The organism is Lysobacter antibioticus, from assembly GCF_000731095.1.
GTDB classification, from domain to species: Bacteria; Pseudomonadota; Gammaproteobacteria; order Xanthomonadales; family Xanthomonadaceae; genus Lysobacter; species Lysobacter antibioticus_B.
In genome coordinates, this window is record NZ_JMTZ01000012.1 from 1 (window position 1) to 17018 (window position 17018).

General features: G+C 66.7%; 13 protein-coding genes. 3 read left to right on the forward strand and 10 right to left on the reverse strand.

What is annotated here, in order from left to right; translation table 11 throughout:
* Positions 1 to 2297: ESPR-type extended signal peptide-containing protein (locus EX88_RS0104540; protein ID WP_430536893.1), on the reverse strand; the 2297-nt coding region annotated here is incomplete at its 3' end.
* Between the two features lie 706 nt (positions 2298 to 3003).
* On the opposite strand from EX88_RS0104540, the gene EX88_RS0104545 reads away from it, so the two are divergent.
* Positions 3004 to 3405: a hypothetical protein gene (locus EX88_RS0104545; protein WP_031370818.1), complete on the forward strand. Its 402-nt coding sequence runs from the start codon at positions 3004 to 3006 to the stop codon at positions 3403 to 3405.
* A 98-nt stretch (positions 3406 to 3503) separates the two neighbouring features.
* Here the strand turns inward: EX88_RS0104545 and EX88_RS0104550 are convergent, their stop codons facing one another.
* The 7 genes from EX88_RS0104550 to EX88_RS0104580 form a co-directional block, all read right to left on the reverse strand.
* Complete coding sequence (locus EX88_RS0104550; protein WP_051884484.1) at positions 3504 to 6581, reverse strand: autotransporter domain-containing protein; 3078 nt, start codon at positions 6579 to 6581, stop codon at positions 3504 to 3506.
* Between the two features lie 710 nt (positions 6582 to 7291).
* Positions 7292 to 10138, reverse strand: a complete 2847-nt coding sequence (locus tag EX88_RS0104555; protein ID WP_051884487.1) for a M16 family metallopeptidase — start codon at positions 10136 to 10138, stop codon at positions 7292 to 7294.
* A gap of 228 nt (positions 10139 to 10366) precedes the next feature.
* A complete protein-coding gene (locus tag EX88_RS0104560; protein WP_031370821.1) occupies positions 10367 to 10636 on the reverse strand; it encodes a hypothetical protein in 270 nt (89 codons plus the stop codon).
* A 278-nt stretch (positions 10637 to 10914) separates the two neighbouring features.
* The gene (locus EX88_RS0104565; RefSeq protein ID WP_031370822.1) at positions 10915 to 11301 is read right to left on the reverse strand and encodes a hypothetical protein; all 387 of its coding nucleotides are present in this window, start codon (positions 11299 to 11301) and stop codon (positions 10915 to 10917) included.
* A gap of 246 nt (positions 11302 to 11547) precedes the next feature.
* Positions 11548 to 11748 carry a hypothetical protein gene (locus EX88_RS0104570; RefSeq protein WP_152566097.1) on the reverse strand — a complete coding sequence of 67 codons (201 nt, stop codon included), beginning with the start codon at positions 11746 to 11748 and terminating at the stop codon, positions 11548 to 11550.
* A 282-nt stretch (positions 11749 to 12030) separates the two neighbouring features.
* Positions 12031 to 12477 (reverse strand): hypothetical protein, encoded by a 447-nt coding sequence (locus tag EX88_RS0104575; RefSeq protein WP_051884488.1) that lies wholly within the window; start codon positions 12475 to 12477, stop codon positions 12031 to 12033.
* A 299-nt stretch (positions 12478 to 12776) separates the two neighbouring features.
* Positions 12777 to 13247, reverse strand: coding sequence for a GNAT family N-acetyltransferase (locus tag EX88_RS0104580; RefSeq protein WP_051884490.1), 471 nt, complete (start codon positions 13245 to 13247; stop codon positions 12777 to 12779).
* A 248-nt stretch (positions 13248 to 13495) separates the two neighbouring features.
* Between EX88_RS0104580 and EX88_RS26750 the strand changes: the two genes are divergently transcribed.
* Entirely contained in the window at positions 13496 to 14119 is a 624-nt protein-coding gene (locus tag EX88_RS26750) for an antitoxin Xre/MbcA/ParS toxin-binding domain-containing protein (RefSeq protein ID WP_081930626.1), read from the forward strand.
* Between the two features lie 34 nt (positions 14120 to 14153).
* Positions 14154 to 14630, forward strand: a complete 477-nt coding sequence (locus EX88_RS0104590; RefSeq protein WP_031370827.1) for an RES family NAD+ phosphorylase — start codon at positions 14154 to 14156, stop codon at positions 14628 to 14630.
* Positions 14631 to 14757: 127 nt separating this feature from the next.
* Here the strand turns inward: EX88_RS0104590 and EX88_RS24325 are convergent, their stop codons facing one another.
* Positions 14758 to 15534, reverse strand: a complete 777-nt coding sequence (locus tag EX88_RS24325; protein WP_081930627.1) for a DUF4166 domain-containing protein — start codon at positions 15532 to 15534, stop codon at positions 14758 to 14760.
* Positions 15506 to 17017: a TIGR01777 family oxidoreductase gene (locus EX88_RS0104600; RefSeq protein WP_051884492.1), complete on the reverse strand. Its 1512-nt coding sequence runs from the start codon at positions 17015 to 17017 to the stop codon at positions 15506 to 15508. The genes EX88_RS24325 and EX88_RS0104600 overlap by 29 nt, the downstream gene beginning before the upstream one ends.
* Position 17018 lies beyond the last annotated feature (1 nt).

The window sequence follows — 17018 nt, forward strand, 5'->3', positions numbered from 1 at the left end:
GTCACGCTCGGGCCGCCGGCGATGGTCAGGCCGGTGTTGTTGAGCGTGGTGGCACCCGCGGTGACGCTGTTGACGGTGATGTCGTCGGCCAGGTCGAAGTTGACGTTGTCGTCGGCGCCGGTCTTGCTGACGAGGATGTTGCCGTCGGTGTTCTTCAGATCCACCGTTTGGCCCGGAGCGACGTTGGTGCCGTTGGCGCCCTGCGCGCTGACGTTGAAGCCCGCGTTCGCAGTTGCGCCAACCGCATCGAGCTGGCTCTTGTTGACGCCATCGGTCCCGGCAACGCCCGCGGCGACATTGGTGATCACCTGATTACCGGCATTGATACCAGCCGCGGTCACGCTCGGGCCGCCGGTGATGACCAAGCCGGTGTTGTCGAGCCGGCTGTTGCCGGCGGTGACGCTGTTGACGGTGATGTCGTCGGCCAGGTCGAAGTTGACGTTGTTATCGCCCGCGACCTTACTGACGGCGATGTTGCCATCGGTGTTGCGCAGGTCGATCGCCTCGCTGGGGTCGACGTTGGAGCCGTTGGCGCCCTGCGCGGTCAGGCCGAAGCCGGCGCCGGCGGCCTGCACCGCCTGGTTGGTAGCGAACAACTGACTGCCATTGACCGCGTCGGTGCTGGTGCCGCTGAGGCGGCCGGCGGCGACGTTGGTGACGGTGCGTTCGGCATTGGCCGCGCCCACGCTGACCGTGCTGGTCGGGGCGGTGCCGGCGAAGTTGTAGGTGGTGCCGCGGATCACGGTGCTGGCGGTGCCGACCGCGGCGGCGGTCGTCGAACCGCTGCCCAGCGCGACGCTGCGCGCGATGTTGGCCGAGGCGCCGTCGCCGATGGCCACCGCGCCGGCGGCGCCGGCGGAACTCGAATTGCCGAGGGCCACCGAGCCCTGCCCGGTCGCGGTGTTGAGGTTGCCCAGGGCCACGGCGCCCTGGCCGTTGGCGTTGTTGTCCGCACCGACCGCCACCGCACCGGTGCCGGTCGCGGTATTCGGATCGCCGATGGCGACCGCACCGTTGCCGTTGGCGGTCTGAGCGCGGCCGATGGCCACGGCGCCGCCGATGGCGCTGCTGCTGTTGGCGGTGGTGCCGGTCGAACCGATGGCGACGTTGCGACCGGTGGCGCCGGAAACGACGCCGTCGCCCTGGGCGATGCCGAAGGCGCCGTTGACCGTGGCGCCGCGGCCGAGGGCAATGCCCGAAGTGTTGGCTGCGCCGACCCCGGCCCCGCGGCCGATCGCGACGGAATCGACGGCATTCGCGTGCGCCGCTGCGGTCGTGCTGGTACCCGCGCCAAGGGCGACGGCGCCGGCGGCAGTCGCTTGGGCGAACTCGCCGAGGGCGACCGATTCGATGCCCGTCGCATCGGATTCGGTGCCGACCGAAGTGGACCGCTGCCCCGATGCCGTTGCCAGGTAGCCTACTGCAGTGGCGCTGAGGGCCGAGGCGCTGGCCGAATCGCCGAAGGCAGAAGCGTACTGGGCCGATGCCGTGGCCGATTGACCCAGTGCGACGGCATCCAAAGCATTCACCTGTGCCTTGTTGCCGATGGCGATACTGCCGATGCTGATCGCGCTGACGTCGGACTCACGGCCGATCGCGATGGAATCAATGGCTGCAGCCTCGGCTCCCGCGGTGGTATCAAACGCACCACCCAGGGCAATGGATCCTATGCCGCCCGCATTCGCATTCTCGCCAACGGCGGTGGATTCGCTGCCGGAAGCCTTGGACAAGGTGCCTAATGCGGTGGAATAGGTCCCCGAGGCACTCGCATCCTTGCCCACTGCCGTAGCACTAGTGGTAGTCGCCTTGGCGCCCTTGCCTATGGCGGTGGAGTGTTGGCCCTCCGCACTCGCACCGTTACCAAGGGCTGTCGCGTTTGTTTCACTCGCCTTGGCGATGCTGCCTACGGCAGTGGAAAAATCCCCCGATGCCTCCGAGTCGTAGCCCAATGCGGTGGCGCTGACCTTGGTAGCCTCGGCGCTGGACCCTAGGGCCGTCGCATAAGTTCCGCTCGAGATGGCCCGATAACCTACTGCCGTTCCCCAGGTCGTAACGCCGTCGGGGATGTCGGAAAATTCGCCGCAACGGAACCCACCTGCCTGGTTATCGTTGTAACAGGTCCAAGCCACCTCCGCAGATAACACAGGCGGCGCCGCACCGGCCAACACCAGCGCCACCGCCGACACCACCGCCGACGAAGCCTTGCGCGCCTGCTTCTTCCCGCCCTTAGCCAACTCCGAAGCCACCACCCAGGTTCCCAGGCTCTTGCTCCACACCTTGCAGTAAATAAAGTTCATCGGTCATTCCCCTTCGCCTTCCCGGCGATTCGCTCAGTTGTGAATACCGATCTCGGACCGATATCCGCCCGCGGTTAAGACGCCCCGTGAAAGGCGAACCGTGTAATGGAGGGTCTTGAATGCCGATGCGCTGCCGTTCGATTGCTCGAACCGAGGCCGTCCCGGGTATGGCCGATGGGCCTGCCATCGAATCCCCCCGCGAGCAGCAGCCACTCGGCTGTGTCGCTGTCCCTATGGCGGCCAGACTAGGGACGCCGATCGAAGCGGGCATCTAAGGAGATATATTTTTTTTGTGATTTTTTCGGGCCTTTTGCGCACCTCCTTCGACGACAAAGCTGAATGCCCTGGCGGCTTTTGCCCAGGCTGGGAAAGCCTTTCGCGGCCTGGGCCGACGGGGCGCGGCGGCCTGCGCGGGCCGCTCGCAGGCCCGGAAAAACGAGACTTAATCCACAAAAAAATGTGCGCCAGTACCGCCATGGAGATCTCGAGAAGAAAAATTGATCTTTCCCCGCAAGCGTTCCGGCGCGAAATGAACGCTACTGGGCGGATGCCCCACCCCCTCGGACGGCTCACGGGGGTCCGCCCTGCACGCTCACCGAGAGGACGGCCTTGCCAGAGCCGGCAACCGCCCATCCGTTGCCCACCTGACGGAATCCTCCGCCGCCGCGTCGCCGCGCAGCGCGCGCCTTCACCCACCGAGAGCGTCATGACCGAAGCCGAGTTCGAGATCTTCATGGATTCCCTTCGCGTCCCGGGCTCGACCCATATCTCGCCGAAGCGGGTCATCACCGCCCTAGGCATCCGGGCCAAGGACCTCACCGCGATCTCCAACCCGCACGGCAACGCGACGATCCGCAATCCGCACGGCTCGGCGAAACTGCAGCTCGCGCTGCGCAACCTGGTGCGGATCCTGTCGGCGGCCAAGGCCAACCACGAGAACGCCGAGCAGATGCTGTATTGGTTCATGAATTACCCGATTCCGCAGTTCTATTACCGGACCCCGTTCGAGCTGTACGCCGACGCGCGCACCGAGGAACTGCTATCGCTGTTGTCGATCAGTGCCCACCATCAAGCGGCCGGCGACGTCGCCGAGGCGCGCAAAGGCTGAACCCGATACGCAGGCGTACAGGGCTCGATCTCGCTCGGACATAAAGAAAGCCACGACGGTCGCGACCGCCGTGGCTTGGGGTGCCCCCTCGGGTCGGCTCAGAAGCGCAGCGAGTAACGCGCGTTGATGCCGTGGTCGTGCGCTTCGTCGGCGAACTGGCCGCTGTAGTTCAATTCCAGCAGGCTGCTCGGGCTCAGGCGTGCCGCCAGGCCGGCTTCGACCAGGGTGGCGTCTTCGCCCAAGGGCGCGCCGGCCACGCTGAAGCTATCGCCGCCGCGCCAGGCCACCTGGGTCTGCGGCGTCAGCTCGCCGCCGGCATGGCGACGCGCAAGGCCACCGCGCAGGCTCAACCAACTCCGATCCTGCTGCTCCCCCTTCAGGCCGACATCGAAACGCAGCCCCAGCGTCGACAGGTCGACGCGGCTTTCGGCGGCGCGACCGCTCAAGGCTGCGGCGGCACCACTTTCCTGGAAGGCATCGCTGTCCACCCGCACCTGGGCGAACTGCGCATAGGGCTCGAAGCCCCAGGCGCCGGCCTGCAAGCGATACGCGCCTTCGACGAAGCCCTGGCGCGTGTCGGCGTCGTAAGACGCACGGGTGCGATCGGCGAAACCGTCGAAGCCGATGCGGCGATCCAGCTCCACGCTCTGGCGCGCAACGGCCACACCGGCGCTGAGGCCGAACCCGCCCCAGCGACGGCCGCCGTACAACCCAAACTGGGTGGCGCGGACGCGGCCCCGGTCGAGACGGCCGTTGTCGCTGTCGATGCGGCCGCGGCCGGCGAGCGCACCGAGGCGCCAGCCGCCGTCGAAGCGATAGTCGTAGCCGAACAAAGTCGTCGAACCGCGGTACTTGTTGCGCGCGGCATTGCCGTCGCCATCGAGGGTGCCGCCGGACTTCAACAGCTCGATCCACGCTCCTTGCCTCAGCTCGTCACCCTCGCCGTCGCCCTCGCCGGCCCATCCGCTGCCGTTGCGCGCGCGCACCAGCGCGGCTTCGCGCAGGTGGCGGCTGTCGTCGAGCAGGATCGAACGCAGGCTGGCGTGGCCTTCGCCGCTCAAGCCATCGAGCGCGGCCAGCGCCTGTTCCGGGAACAACTGGGTCAACGGTTGCGGCAGGCCCTGCCCGACCGCGAGGCGGTCGGCTGCGGCCGCCGCGGCGAGTTGATTGCGGGTGCGCGCCACCGAAGCGAACGAGGCGCCGCGTACCACGCTCAGATCGACCTGGCTGGCCGCATAGCTGAGGCCGAACTTCAGGAACGGCGACAGCCAGGCCTGTTCCAGGGCCGCGAACTGCCCGGCGACGCCGCCGGCTGCATTGATGACGTTGAAGCGCTGGCCGAGCAGGTACTGCCCCGGCGCATACGCCACCTGCAAGGCGCCGCCTTCGATGGTCGCCTTGCCGCTCACCTCGATGCGGTCGGCGCGGCCGTCGGACGCGAGTTCGACGAGATAGCTGGAGCCGGCGGCTTGCACGTAATCGCCCTGCACGCTCAAGGTGCCGATGGAATTGCCGGGCGACACCCGGCCTTGCATCAGCACATCGCCGACGATGCGGCCGCTGCCGGCGAGTTCGCCCTGGGCCCGCACCGGCAGCGATGCGCTCGTCAGGCTGCCGTTGACCAACAAGGTGCCGCCTTCGACCTGTGCGGGATAGCGGTTGTCGCCAGTGAGTTCCAGTACGCCCTGTTTGACGTTGAGGCCGCCGAAGGCGTTGTCGCCGCTCAGGCGCAACCAACCCGCGCCGGACTTGCTCAACACGCCGGGGCCGCCGATGTCGTTGCGCCAGTCGTCCCAGGCATCGCCTTCCCACACCTTGAGGCCGCCGGCGGCGCGGTCCATCGCCACCTCGCTGTCTTTCAGGATTTGAGCCGGCCCGTCGATCGCCTTCTTCAGGTCGATCAGGCCCCAGCCGTAAATCACGTCGACGCCGGGCGCACCGAGGTCGGTCGCCGTGGTCAGCAACACGTCGCGCACCTGCGGGCCGCTCAGGTACGGGAAGCGCTCGAACAACAACCCCATCGCGCCGATCGCGTGCGGCGCGGCCATCGAAGTGCCGCTGAGGTCGGCGTAGTTCAATACCGGCTTGGTCTGGCCGAGCCGGATCTGCAGGGCCTGCTCGCCACTGAGCTCGCCTTCGATCTGCCCCTGCAAGGAGCCGCCGATGCTGGTGGAGTTGATCAAAGTGCCCGGCGCGGCCACGCACCAGTCCTTGGTGTAGGCGCAGATGCTGGAACTCGGCGAGATGACGTAACCGCCGTCGCCGGAGCGCTGCACGTTCGCCACGCTGAGCCAATACGGCTGCGCTTCGGGCCGGAACGCCGCCATGCCGGGATAGATGTTGGCGATGCGGCCGGAGTCGTTGCCCAAGGCGACGACGTTGACGATGCCGTGCCGGATCGCGCCGTCCATGTAGGCGTCATAGGAGGACTGATAGTCGCGATACGTTTGTTCGACCGCGGCCAGGGTGTTGGCCTGCGGCGAGTTGGCGATAGGCAACCAGATCTCCAGGTTCGCCGCACGCACACCGTGCGCACTCAGTTGCCGATAGAAATCCGTAACCACCTCGGCCTCGCCGCCGACGCCGCTGCTGGCGATGGCTGCGCGCTTCCAGGTGCCGTCGGCGCCCTGGTCCCAACGATAAATGGTGTCTCCGAAGAAACGCGCTGTCACCAGTCGCGAGCCCATCGCCACGCCGTGCATGCCGACGCCGTCGCGCTGAGCGACCATGGTGCCGGCCACGTGCGTGCCGTGGTTGCCGTAACCGGCGTATTGATACGGCGCGGTGCGGGCGGGATAGACGAAACTGAATTCGCGCGTGGGCGCATCGCCGCGCGTCGAGAAACAGCGGCCCGGCCCGCGAAAGACGATGACGCCGGGGTCGGAAATACAGCCCGATGCGCCCAGGCTGAGACTGACGTGCCCGCGCCCGGCGAATTCGGCATGGTCCAGGGCCACGCCGCTGTCGTACTGGCCCAAGGCGATGCCCGCACCGGTCAGGCCGCGCGCGTAGGCATGATGGGCGTTGATCGCGCCCAGGCCCCAGTCCCTCTCGAACTCTTTGCTGCGCCAACTGTCGGCATCGCCGTAGCGGCCGTCGTGCTCGCCGGGTGCGGCGACTTGCGCCGACGAAGGCGCGGATGCGAACAACAGGACACAAGCGATCGCGAGGGACAAAGGCTGAGCGCGTGCGCCGAGCGCTCGCGGAACCGCAACCGGGGCAATACGGGATGGCATGGAGCGAGGTTCCTCTTCGGTAACGACGATGAAGGACGGCGACGAAGGCCGCCGACAGTGGATTCCGATCTGCCGATCGACAGTTGCAGATCAACAGCTGCCGATTTCCGACGGCCGCTTTCGCGGCCCGCCGGTTCGTCTCGGTCGGTTTGGGTCCAGTGAGTGGGCGCCCGCTGCAATAACGTGATGACCTCCGTATCCCCCTACACCGCCGCGCGCCATGCGTGACGGTTTTCTCGTTCACCGTGATCGCGGGCACGCTGGCGACGGCTTGCACTCGAAGCCGAAGGCCGCAAACGTACGCGCGAATCGAAAGCAGGAGCCGACCGTACTCTTGCGAATACAGGCGGCATTGCTTCGCCGGGACGCCGCTACACCGACATCGAACGGCGTCCCGATCTTGTAACGCATGCAAGACAACGACACCCCAACGCTGTCACACCTGTAGTCGCGCGCATCGAAGGTCTTCGTTCAGGCGCTTGCACGGTCGCAGCCCGGCCTGAAACGAATCACCGATGCCGGCATCGGTCCGTTTGCAGAACGTCGCCGTCGATTACCGCGAAGGCACTGCGCGGCCTGTCCCAGTCGAATACCTGCACCGGCATGGGCGACTCCGACGGCGGCAAACCCGATGCAGCAGACCGATCTCCTCACCGCACCGCGGCCTCGCCGACAACGGGTTTCACCGCCTCGCCTTCTATAGTCCTGCCATCGGGCTTGGCCTCCCTCTTGGCCACATCGATATCGCCCGCCACGTAAAAGCTGAATTGCTCCGGCTTGAGGTATTTCCGGATCGCGGCATTCACCGATTCGGCGCTGAGCGCGGCCATTTTCCGATCGTACTCGGCCAGAAAATCCAGGCTGCGGCCGTAATACATGAGACCGCCGAGCAACGAGGCCAAGCCGGCATCCGTATCGCGGGCTTGTTCCTGCTCGGCGCGCATCGCCGTCGCCACGGTGCGCACTTCATCGGCGCTCACGCCATCGCGCAGCAGGCGATCGAGTTCTTCGCGTACGCCGCGCTCGACCTGCGCGAGATTCTGCGGAGCGGAGGTCGCGTGAACCATCCAGCTGCCTGCATCGTCGCGGCCGTCGAGGCTGGGCTGGGCGTCGAGCGTACTGGCGACACTGTAACTGAGCCCGCCCCGGTCGCGAATCCGCTGTCCCAACCGCGAATCGATGGTATGGCCGCCGAGAATCCGGTTCGCCACCCTCAACGCGAACGCGTCGTCGGTGTATTCGATCAAGGGAATATTGCTGCGCGCCAGCAGCACGCCACTGTCCTTGTCGGGCGTCGCGAAGCTGCGATGCTCGGCCGGCACCGCGACATGGCGCCTGGCGACCGGCGCATGGGCGCGCGGGGCCTTCCAATCGGCGAACAGCCGGCGCAATTCCCGCTCGGTCTCGACCGGATCGAAATCGCCGACCACGCTGATCACCCCGTTCGCGGCCCCATAGAAGTCCCGATGAAACGCCCGCACTTGTTCGCTGGTGAGGGCGCGGATGTCGGCCAGGGATCGTTCGGCATCGGCCTGGCGCATCGGATGGCCGACCGGCCAGGGATCGAAATGACGCGTCATGGCATCGCCGACGATGCTGTTCGCATCCTCGCGAGCGGCTTGCAGGCCGAGCGTCGCGCGTCGTTTGTATTGCTCGACCTGGGCATCGCTGTAGCGCGGCGTGCGCAACAGGCGCTCGGCCAAGGACAAGGTCTTGCCCAACTGCTCGCGTTGCGTGTTCAACGACAAATGCGCCGATTGCAAGCCGCCCCCCAGATCGATCGTGGAATTGAGTCTGGCCAGTTCCACCGCCAGTTCCGCGGCGCTCATCTTGAAGTTTCCGTCGCCCAGGAGCTCGCCGGCGGCTTGTGCTGCCGTATCGCGGCCACGCAAGCTCTCGACATCACCGAAACTGAAGAAGGCCTCGACCACGACCTTGTCGCCGCGGCTCTTCTTGGGCAACAAGGCCAGGCGCAATCCATCGCCGGAGCCGGTGTCGATGTGCACGAACCGGGTGCGTTGCCGGATATTGGAAAGCGATGCATCGAAGCGTTCGACCGTGTCGGCCTCGGCCTTGCCTGCGTAATCCGATAACAGGGATGCGGGCGATGGTGCGTCCGGGATCGCGACTCGCTGCGGCGATGCGGTCGCCAGCAAGCGTCCCAGGGTCCGGTTGGCCGGCCGCAGATAGGTACGCGCGACGCGGTTCACCTGCTCGGCGTCGACTGTCTCCAGGCTATCGCGATAACGGAAGTACAAACGCCAATCGCCGACACTGATCGCAGGGGTAAGCGCCATCGCCAGCCGGCCGGCGTCGGTGACTTCGCGAGCGAAATTCTGCCGCAGAAGCTGCTTGGCCGCGTCGACTTCCGCGGCAAGGATCGGCCGCTTGTCCAGCCCTTCGACTTGAGTCAACAGAAGATTCTGGGTGGCCGCGATGTCGGAGTCCTTCGCCAAAGTCGCGTAGGCCATCCACAGCCCCGGGGCTCGCAGCCACTGCGTGCTTGCGCCCGCGCTGACGGCATGCCGATTGCCTACCACCGTCGCGTACAGACGCTCGCCCACCGGCCCCTGCAAGATTTCGCCCAGGATCTGCAACGCCGGGGAATCGGCGTGGGTCGCCGCCGGCACGTGATATGCCGCCAACAACTGGCTGTAGCCGCCGACACGCCGCACCGTGACCTCGCGCTCGCCGGCTTGCGCGGGCTCGGCGGTGTACACCGTCTGCATCGGCGTGCGGGGCCGGGCGATCTTGCCGAAACGGCGCGCCGCCGAGTTCAAGGCCTGCGCCGGGTCGAAACCGCCGGCGATCACCAGGGTGGCGTTGTCGGGCCGGTACCAAGCGCGATAGAACGCTTGCAGCCGTTCGATGCGCAGGTTTTCGACATCGCTGCGCGCACCGATGATCCGTTTCCCGTAGTGGTGCCACTGATAGGCGGTGGAGGCCACGCTTTCGTAGAGTACGCCGGACAGATCGTCGTCGCGATTCTCCATCTCGTTGCGCACTACGGTCATTTCCCTATCGAGATCCTCGCGCGCGACGCGCGAGTGCACCATGCGATCGGCCTCCATGCCGAGCAACCAATCCAGCTTGGCGGCGTCGGCAGCGAACGAAGAATGGTAGTTGGTGTAGTCGGTCGTCGTGGTGGCGTTGGAGTCGATGCTGCGCTTGCTCAGTTCGGCGAAGATATCGGCGTGAGTAGGCGTGCCCTTGAACAGCATGTGTTCGAGCAGATGCGCCATGCCGGCTTCGCCGTAATTCTCGTGCGCCGAACCGACGCCGTAGACCAGATTGACGGTGACCTTCGCGTCGCCAGCGTCCGGAAGCAGGAGCACGCGCATCTCATTGCCGAGGCGATACTCGCAAACGCCTTCCATGCAGGGCCCTGAGGCGACGCCCGCGGGAGGTTTCAGGGTGTCCGCATTGGCGACGATCGAGGCCAGCGGCAGAGCGAAGAAAAACCAGGCCGACAGGGCCCGACGGTGATTCGATAACATGGGCTTTCCTAAAATCTAACGAGTCGCCTGCACGCTGCAGGCGAGGCTCGCGATAGACGGAAAGCAATCGGCAATAGTTCCCGCACCGGGCCGCTCACAAGTGTGATTCGGTAGGCCGGGCATTCAGCGCGAACGAACGCGGCAACTGAAATTTAACGAAGCCTCGCGGCGGTTACGCTCGCGAGGCTTGGGACTGGCTTGCGCGGTGAACCCGGCGCAGGCAACCGATCAGAACACCTCTCGGATGTCGGTGATCTTGCCCTCGGTGATCGTGATCAGCACGCTCTTGCCGGTCAGGTAATACTCGAAACGTTCGGCGATGGTCGCGCCGTATTTGTTCTGGATGGGGACGATGCGATCGGGCTTGCCGGCAACGTGCTGGAGCGTGCCGACGGTGTCGCCGACGTTGATCAATTTGTTGCCGAACGATACCGACTGGGCCCAGGCCGGCATGGCCAGAGTGGTGGCCAGGGCCAGGGCGATGACGAGACTGCGCATGGGAACTCCGTTTCGCGTGGGGGAACCGCCGACCGCGCGAGGCTTGTCGTCGGCCGGCGATGATGGACGCTCGACGCCCGCGTTGCGTAAGGCGACCAGGCCGGTAATCGCCGTTAACGTAATGCCGGATGGCGGGTCGGCGATGTGATGGCGTTCGCGGTGTTACATGCCGCTACGTCCAATCGACACATACGGCCAATCGACAAGCAATAACAAGCCTGCTCCCCGCGAGCGAGGAGGTTCTTCGCCGGTACGGATGGCCCGAATCCGGCTCCGGATCAGCGCTTGCGCCGCGCCAGACGCCGGTGGTTGGCCGACACCGTGCGCGCGACCGGCGCCAGCCCGGCCGAGAGGATGCGTTCGCCGCTCTGGGCGCCGCGCACCCACCAGTCGGCCGGCGACGGCATCGACCAAGGCGTCCAGGCGCCGCTCATGAGGTTGGACCAGGCGTCGTAGTACGCCTCCCACAACGCCCCCGACATCGCCCACGAGCCTTGCAGGGCGGCCGTCCACTTTTCCTCGAGCATGCGCTGCCACTCGCGTTGGTCGAGGACCGAAGGATCGGCGCCGGCCGCGGCGAAACGCATCAGGCGCTCGGCGATGACGAAGGGTGCGGAATACGCGACGCTGGACAATTGCGTGGTCGAATGCGCGCGGCGTGTCATGGCTCATCCCATCGGATCGGAAAAATCCAGTCTGACAGGGCCGTGCGTTGCCCACGTGACGAGGCATCGCATTGCAGCGACCAAGCCACTGGCTGAACGATTAAGCCGACATCGCGGCATCCCTGTTTTGCATAGGCAAAAAAAACAGGCCCGCCATTGCCGGCGAGCCAAGAGGAGAGACGAGATGAGACATGAGATGAGAGATACGGAGATGAAAGGCTGCGCAGATAAGGAAGGCGCGGATGCTTAGGCGGCAGGCCACCCCGGCTCGTCGGAGCCGTCCACGCGATTGAACAGATGGTCGACGCGCTGGAAGAAATCGGAGATGTTCTCGAACACCTCGTGACGCAGCACCAGGCCGCCGGCCTCGCGAACGAAGTACTTGAACACCCAGCCGTTGTCGGCGCGCTCGAATTCGCCGGTCTTTTCCGCAGGGGTCGGGGTCATGTGGATCTCCATGAAATGCCGGCATCCGTCCCTGCCGGCAGGGTGTAGGCGTTGCGCCCGATGCATTATCGCAAGCCGCACTCGCACCGCCTGAGATGGCCGAAAACGCGAAAACCCCGGCGCGGGCCGGGGTTTCGGGGTCGTTGAACCAGTGTTGGCGAGGAGTGGATGCGGAACTCATCGCCGGTCGGTGTTCAAGCTTGCGGCCGCGTCATCGCACGATGCCGTATGCGGTTCGCATCGCCCGCGGCCGCTTCGGCCCAGGCCACGCCGCGCGCGGGATCAACGCACCAAACGACCGCGGAACGCCGGCACCAAGGCCCCTTCGGCCAACTTGCCGTTCGGCTTCCAGACCACGGTCTGGGCCGGAAAGGATTTGTCTTTCGCATAGGCTGCGACCTTGCCGGCGAGCAACTTGACCGCGCCGCGGGCGCCGGGATTCCAGGCGAACACGCCTTCGCGGCCGTACCAGACCACCGGCGTCTGCGAGTCCAGGCGTCGGTCCGGGCACAGGGCGTAGTTGCGTTGCTCGATCACCCGCAATGCCGCGACGGGAATGCTTCTGATGCCGGGCCCGGTGCGTTCCGGCGAATGGTCGGGACACACGCGAGAGGCGCGCGCGATGGCTTCGTCGTAGACCTGGCGGTCGCCCGGGGCCGCCTGCGCCACGGACGCCGCGGCCAAGGCCCATCCGAAGCAAGTGGCGAAGATCTGCGCTTGGCGGTTCATGGAAACTCCTTACGTTTAACGATTGCGTTGACGCGTTTCGAGCGACGGCCCAGCCGGCCATGCAGAGCATAGCAACCGTAAATGGCTCTTCGATGCAGTACCAATGGCGGATGGACTCCATCGCAAACCAACGCGGAACGGCGGCGATGCAGGCCCTGCGAGCGGCTGGAAACACCGTTCGTCGACCGCCGCCGACGCTACCGGAAGCCTCGGACCGGGCATGTGAAATCCGCGCTCCTCGCACGCCGGCCGCTGCCTTTCCGGCGTTCGCTCAACCGGGAAAACGGCTTGCCATCAATTTACGGCGTAGCCGTCTCAAGGCCTGCGCCCACGCCCGCGTTTGCGCCGGGCGCGTAGATATCCGGTACGTACCGCTCCATGAAGGTCTGCGGGTAGCGCGGCGCGGTGAAGCCGTAGCGGGCGTAAAGCCCGTGCGCATCGCCGGTCGCCAGGGTGAAACGGCGCAGCCCCTGCAACTGCGGATGCGCCAGCACCGCCTCCATCATCTGCTTGCTGAAACCGCGGCCGCGGCATTCGGGCAACACGAACACGTCGACCAGGTTGGCGAAGGTGGCGTAGTCCGACACGACGCGTGCGAACGCGACCTGGCGGTCGCCGAGGAAGCCGCCGAAACACAGCGAGTGGGCGATGGATTTCTCGACCAGGGCCAGCGGGATGCCCTGGGCCCAGGTGCTGTGCTCGGACAAAAACCGATGCACGAAGCCGATGTCGATATGCTCGCGTTCAGAGGTGATGCGTAGTTCGTTCATTCCCCAGTCTCGATGGATGGCCGATCGCGACGGCAAGCCGATCCATCCGCGACGATGGATCGCTGCCCATGAACCGGTAATTTTGCCGCCGATCGCAGGCGCACGCATCCGCCTGCGTTCGCGGCCGATCCAGGGCGCCGGACCGGAACGCCGGTCGGCCCCGGACAGGCTCGGGCGGGCCAGGCGCCACTTGTGATGGCCGTCCAGTTTTGTGCTAGAGTGAGTCCCGATCCAGACAGAGCCCCGCCATGAGCAAAGCCGCCAAGAAGCCCTCGCCGGCCAAGCCGCTCGCCAAGTCGGCGGGGCGCGCGCAGTCCAGCGTGCACGAAAGCAAGCTCGGCCTGCAGGAATCGCAGGCCTACCCCGCATCCCAACGCCAGCGCGGCCTGTCGGTCAAGGAGCCGCCGCTGGACGTCCACGGCGCCCCCGCCACGCTCAAGGGCTATGTCAGTTATCTGCGCTCGGCCACGCCGCTGCAGCGCGTGGCGGCCGAACGCCAGGGCGTGCCGGCCCAGGTCGTCAAGCACATGGCCGCGAGCATGGAGTTGCCGGCGGTGCGCATGTTCAACATCCTCGGCATCGCGAAGGCCACCGCCGAAAGCAAGGCCGCACAACAGGCGCGCATCGCCGGCGCCAGCGGCCAGGCCGCGCTCGGCATCATGCGCTTGCTCGGCATCACCGAGGCCATCGTCGACGCGAGCACCGCCGAAGGCGCGCGCGGCTTCGATTCGGCCAAGTGGCTGGGGCGCTGGATCGAGCAGCCGCAGCCCGCGCTCGGCGGCCGCAAGCCGGCCGACCTGCTCGACACGCCGACCGGCTTCGACGTCGTCGCGCGTTTGCTCGGCTCGCTCGAAAGCGGCTCTTACCAGTGACGTCCGGCGCAGCCGCAAGGACGAGGCCGGCCTCATGAAACTCTGGCGCATCGCCACCGAAACCCGCGCTTATCGCGCCGACGATCTCAGCGGCGCCGGCGCGGCCGCGCGTCCGGGGCGTTGGAACGACGACGGCCAGCGCGTGCTCTACACCGCGACCTCGCTGGCGCTGGCGGCGCTGGAAACCGCGGCCTATGTCGACGCGCACGGCCTGCCCTTGAATCGGCACGTGGTGTCGATCGAGGTGCCGGCGGCGGTATGGAAGGCGCGCCTGCAACTGTCGCCGCAAGAACTGCCCGGCGCCTGGGACGCGGTGCCCGCCGGCATGGCCAGCGTGCGCGTGGGTTCGCAATGGCTGGCCAGCCAGGCCTCGGCGATTTTGCTGGTGCCGTCGGTGATCGTGCCGGAGGAATACAACGCCCTGATCAATCCCGAACATCGCGACGCCAAGAAGCTGCGCGCGACCACGGGCCGGCGCTTCCACTACAACGTGTTGTTCCGGGTGGCCTGAGCCGCAGCGACGCAGTGTGGCGCCGCATCGCGCGGCGCCCTCGCCCAACCCGCGCCAGGCCGTCCATGGCCCCTGCGCCGTCCTTGTCGGCGCTTCCTTGCGCCCCTCCCCGCGTCTCCTTCGCCGGTCAGACCCACGCCGCTTCCATGCGCTCGAAGGTTCCGTCCTGATGGAACAGCGGTCCGAACCACGGGTGCACGACATCGATCGTGACTTCGAAATGCGCTGCATCGAGGTCTCTATGCACAAGAACGAAGCGGCCCGGCCAGAGCGGCCGCGGCAACGGCAAACGCAGGCCGCGCCAGTGCAGGAAAAACCCCTGGTCGACGAACACCAGCCGGTTCGGCAGCACCTCCAGGCGCACGCGCATGCCCAGGCCGCCGCCGAAATGCTCGAGTAATTCGCCGTTTTCGCCCAGGACCATACGCGAGCGGAAACTGAACACCTCGTCGATGAAGTGATAGGTGCGGGTCTTGATCCAGCCCAGGCCGCTGCGCAAAGGCTGCACGTCGAAACGGAACGGCACTTCGTCGGCGTTCTGGTGCGGCAGCACGCGCGCATAGCGGATCGCACGCGCGAACAAGCCGCCCAGGCGCGTGCAGCGCACCTGGTGCATGTTGCCGACGTACTCGGCCTGGGCCTCGCCGTCGCCGAGGGTGAAGCGCGCCTGGATATGCGGATGCAGCAGCTTCCAGCGCGCTCCGAGCGCAGCCCGCAGCAAGGCGGCGAGATCGCTCGATGCCTCGGGTAAACGCGTTTCGCCGCGCGAACCGGCAAGACCGCGGTCGCTCGCCGCAGCGGCGCTCACCGAAGCTGCAGTGGCTTGCGGCGTCGAAGGCAGCGGGCCGGTACCGGCCGGATCGAGAACGGTGGGCTTAAAACAAGCCGGATTCAACAGTTCCATGTTGGTCCCCTGGGTGTTCGTCACCCGAATGAGTAGAACGGCAAGCGCGGTCGCTACCGGCGCTCAGTGCGCCGTCGAGATCGGGATGCAGGAAGCGGTAGCGCTGATCGAGCAGGCGGCGCGGTTCGACCTTGGGGCCGTCGAGCAGCATCGTCGCCATTTCGCCGAGCGCGAGCCGCAATGGCCAGGCCGGCATGCGCAGGAAGGCCGGCCGATGCAGGCTGTGCGCCAATGCGCGGGTGAAATCGGCCTGGCTGCAGCCGCCCGGCGCGACCAGGTTGTAAGGACCGCGGATACCGGCATGTTCGACGGCTTGTTCGACGAAACGCAGCACGTCGTCCAGGTGCACCCAGGCGAACCATTGTTTGCCGTCGCCGAGCACCGCGCCGGCGCCGAGCGAGGCCGACAACGACAGCATCGGCAACACGCCGCCGCTGCGATGCAGGACCAGGCCCAGGCGCATCGTGATCAGGCGCACGCCCCACTCGCTGACCGGCGCGGCGGCGCGTTCCCAGTCGCAGCACAACTCGCTGGCGAAATCGCCGGCCAGCGCCGTGGGTTCGCGCAATTCCGGGCCGCTGCGCGCCTGCGCGCCGTACACGCCGATCGCGCTGGCCTGCAGCCACAGCGCCGGCTTGCGTTGCGAACGCTCGCACCAGGCGCGCAAAGCCAGGGTGGTGTCGATGCGGCTCGCGCGCAACGCACGCTTGCGCGCCGGCGACCAGCGCGGGCCGACCACCGGTGCGCCGGCGAGATTCACCACCACATCGATGGCCTCGTCGTCGCGCAATTCGGCGGTGTCGGCGATGCAGCGCACGCGGCCGCCGAAACGCAAGGCGGCACGGCGCGGATCGCGGCTGAGCACGGTGACGCGATGGCCGCCGGCGATCAAACCTTCGACGAGAGCGGTGCCGATGAAGCCGGTGCCGCCGCTGATCAAAAAACCGGTCTGCGGCTGCCCGGCGAGCAAGGCGCGCGGCGCCGGTTCGGCGGCATTGACGCCTGCGGCGAGTCCGTCGCGCAGCGCCGATACGCCGATGCCGAGCGCCGCCGCGGTCAGCGCCCACGACGCCCAACCGTGCGAGACCGGCAGCAAGGCGCTCGGCGCGCTCCAGTCCTGTGCGGTCGCCAGGGCATACACGGCGAACATCGCGCCGCCGTTGACGGCGAGGATGGTGTGCAGCACGCGCTCGGTCGGCGGCAGCAGGCGCGTCGCGTCCTCGACGACGAAATCCCACAAGGTGATGGCGACTTCCACCAGCACCAGCGCCCACACCAGCGCCAGCCACAGGCCTTGCGGATGCAGCCAGGCGAACACCAGGAACAACGCGCCGTAGATGAAGGCGCGCGCCGAATGCAGTTTCAGTTCGAGCGCGGCGCTGCGGCGATTGGCGAGTTTTTCCATCAGTTCGTGATGGGCGACGGTGTCGATCGCGCCCAGCACGACCTGGATCAGCAACAAGGCGATGAAGACACGTTCCATG